This window comes from Mariniflexile sp. AS56 (genome assembly GCF_030552475.1).
GTDB lineage: Bacteria > Bacteroidota > Bacteroidia > Flavobacteriales > Flavobacteriaceae > Mariniflexile.
Window position 1 is genome coordinate 1 of record NZ_JAUPED010000045.1, and the last position, 3185, is coordinate 3185.

The 3185-nt window shown below is 30.6% G+C and carries 5 protein-coding genes; all 5 read right to left on the reverse strand.

The window, feature by feature from the left end; translation table 11 throughout:
- Positions 1-206 precede the first annotated feature (206 nt).
- Positions 207-668 (reverse strand): DMP19 family protein, encoded by a 462-nt coding sequence (locus Q5N74_RS18850; RefSeq protein WP_304390546.1) that lies wholly within the window; start codon positions 666-668, stop codon positions 207-209.
- Between the two features lie 204 nt (positions 669-872).
- A complete protein-coding gene (locus Q5N74_RS18855) occupies positions 873-1421 on the reverse strand; it encodes a hypothetical protein (RefSeq protein WP_304390547.1) in 549 nt (182 codons plus the stop codon).
- Between the two features lie 341 nt (positions 1422-1762).
- Positions 1763-1939 (reverse strand): hypothetical protein, encoded by a 177-nt coding sequence (locus Q5N74_RS18860; protein WP_304390548.1) that lies wholly within the window; start codon positions 1937-1939, stop codon positions 1763-1765.
- 235 nt (positions 1940-2174) lie between these two features.
- Positions 2175-2462, reverse strand: coding sequence for a hypothetical protein (locus Q5N74_RS18865; protein WP_304390549.1), 288 nt, complete (start codon positions 2460-2462; stop codon positions 2175-2177).
- A gap of 19 nt (positions 2463-2481) precedes the next feature.
- A complete protein-coding gene (locus tag Q5N74_RS18870) occupies positions 2482-3048 on the reverse strand; it encodes a hypothetical protein (protein ID WP_304390550.1) in 567 nt (188 codons plus the stop codon).
- Positions 3049-3185 lie beyond the last annotated feature (137 nt).

Here is a 3185-nt window from a genome sequence, read left to right on the forward strand (position 1 = left end):
TCTTTTTTACGATAATATGCCATATTAACTTCCATAATAAACTTTTTATCTCATTTTTCAGCATGAAGCACAACGTTTATGTATAAGAATAGTTGCGGGTTTGTATACAAGGATTTTCCGAAGGAAAATCAGACGTAACAAAAGCGCAACGACCTTTGATTAAGCCTAAAATAGCAATTATTTTTATACTGTGTTGTAAGTAGTTTTTATTCAAATTCTGTTTTATTTTTTTCAACGAACTTAATTATCAGGTCACTAATATTATCCTCGTATTTGTAAAATTCGGTGTCAAGCTCGTCCCATAATTCCGCATTAGATTCTTTTTCTAATAATATTTCTTGTCTTAATTCCCAATTTTTAGGGACAGGTAAAGTCGGAAATAATTTTATCGCTCGATTTATTATGTCAGCAGTTTTATCAGCTCCAATTTTCTGGTAAGCATCAAGTATTTCATGGGCAAATTCGCCAGAAGAATTGTAAAAGAACTGGTCAAATCCGCCATTATTTACTTCTCTCTCTAAAATATCCACATAGAGAAAGGTTTTTTCTGATTCAGTTAAGTTTTCTAATGAGTCATCGTCTCCAATTTTGTTTCCGATTAAATCTCCAATAGCAATAATTTTTTCTGTTTCATCAGACAGATTTAATGCTTTCTCAATTTCAGTCATTTTTTGATTGCAATTAGTGAAAATTGTTAGAATTAATATTATTTGAAGTTTATTTCTCAAATTACTTACAACGTTTATGTATAAGATTAGTGGCGTGTTAAAGCACCTAATTTAGCAAATATACACCAGATAGAAAATCCGCTAGGATTTTCGTAAGTAGGCGAGAACTAGCCATTAATTTTATACTGTGTTGTGCGTAGGCTTTTATATTCTTCCATAAACACTTTTCAATTCCGTTCCGATTATTTTTTCCAGTTCAGCCACAAACTTTGAGTCGAGTTTTGTCCAATTCCAAAATGTGATTCCGAAATTCCCAAAAGCCCAAGTCGGTTTAAATTCAAATTCCGTAACTGAATTTTCAGTTCCGCATTTTTGGCATTTTATTTTGTCGGAATCAGTTCCGCTATGCCAATTATCTAACGAATCTCCCCAGTCATTTTCAATATTATTTTCTCCACAATTCGGACATTTTATTTCTTCCAATCCATTTCCGCCATTGTCAAACACTTGTTTTTCGGTAATAAACTGAACTCCGTTTGTTTTCAGTTTGGTCAAGTCCAATTCAGTATTTTCTAAAGCATTTCGATAATTTTTATCTGGTGCGTGTCCATTTGGTGAACCTAAAACACAATCAGTTAGTTTTTTTTCAATGATTTTTTGTTCGGATAGAAACTGAACTATTTTTTCGGCTGTTTTCTTTGAATTAGCAGAACTTAATTTTTCTGAAACTAGTGAAATGTATTTGTCGCTCAAATTCCAATTATTTTTCGTTCGTAAATATCTAAAAAATTGAATTAAAACTCAATTTTCGTTGATCTGTTCAGCTTACGCACAACGGTTAATATGTATGGAAAGTAAGGGCTAAGTATAAACTCCCATCCAGATTAACAAAAAAACGAGCAAACAAAAATTAATTTTAACTAGACACCAAGCCCTTATTTTTTATACATGGTGTTGCCAACCGTTTTTATTGTGTCTTATGAAATCATCGCAAACTTTCCGAAAATATTCAGGTTTATTAAGTTTTAATTTTTTCGACATCGACAAAGAAACAAGTCTTGAAGATGTTTTGAAAGAAGTAGAACACATATATACTACCCATTTTCCTGATTCAAGTTCTTAATACTGTCGTTTAACTTGTTTAGTGTCTTATGTGTTAATTCAGATAATCTTATTCCGTCTGCGTGAATACTTGTAAAATTATCCAAGCTTACAGATAAATTGTTTAATGCTTCTGCTAATTTTTCTGCGGTTTCATCGGTTAGTTTCATATAGTTTGTTTTTAATTATTAACGTTTTTAAAGTCAGTCGCACGCAACAGTTGCGCACTGCTAAGGTCAGTCGAAATAAGGAGAGAGGTTTGTAAATATTTTAGTCTAGTCAATGTTTAAAGGATTTGCTACTAACGAGTCAACAAATCCGAACAGATATCGCATCCATTACGAATGGAATCCTGAACATAACACTAAATAGAAATCTTTATATACATGGGACTCTCTCCAATTTTTAAATATTGTTTATTTTAAAATTTTTAATACCAACAAAAACATAGAATAAAATAGCGAATATCGCAGCTAATGAGCCAAGATTATCGCCTTGTAAAGTAATAGTTATTATCCAATCAAAAAGAGTGAAACTAATTAGTAAAACAAAAACCAAACCTAGCAGCCAATATACTATAACAGGTATTATTGATTTTTTTTTGTTGTACCAATATTTTAAAGAGTAAATAAACCCAATAAGCAAAGCTAATTTTGCTACGAGTACTATTAAAGTGTCGACTGTTTCAAACATATTTTTAATTTAAAAATGATTATTTTGAATTTTTTAAAGAGTCTATTTCGTTTTTTAAAGAAGTTATTTCTGAACGCATTTGTTGAAGATAAGTTTCAAAATTATCATGTTTGTCAATTATGGCGTTTTCCTGTTTACGCAATTTTTCTATTTCCAATAATTCATTGTTTTGTGTATTATCTCCTAAAAACATAACTGAACCAAGTGATAACAATGCCCCTAAAATAATAAAACCAATATTCCACATAACATCATACTTTAAACTTCTTCTTGTCAGTCGCTTTATTGCATTATCTCTAAGTTTTTCTATTCTTATATTCTCTAAATAGTTTTCAAGCCCACCATCTTCTATTGCCGTAACTCCTTTGTCTTCTAATAAGTATTTACCAACTCCTGTGTGCTTTATTAATCGAAGGTTTTCGCAAATAAGAATTGTATTTGAATTATAATTATTAATGTCTCCCTTTTCCAACAAGTCTTTTAATAAACTATCAATAAGTGTTATTAATTTAACATCTAATTGTATTGACTTCTGTGTGAGTGAGGTTTCTTTTTTGATAAATAAACCTCTTAATTTATCTATCATACTATCTTTTCTTCTTTACTCATACTCAAATTTTATTTGTGCGGCTTTTTAAATGGTTGGCAACGTTTATGTATAAGAATAGTTGCGGGTTTGTATGCGAGGAATTTCCGAAGGAAATTCAGACGTTACAAACACGC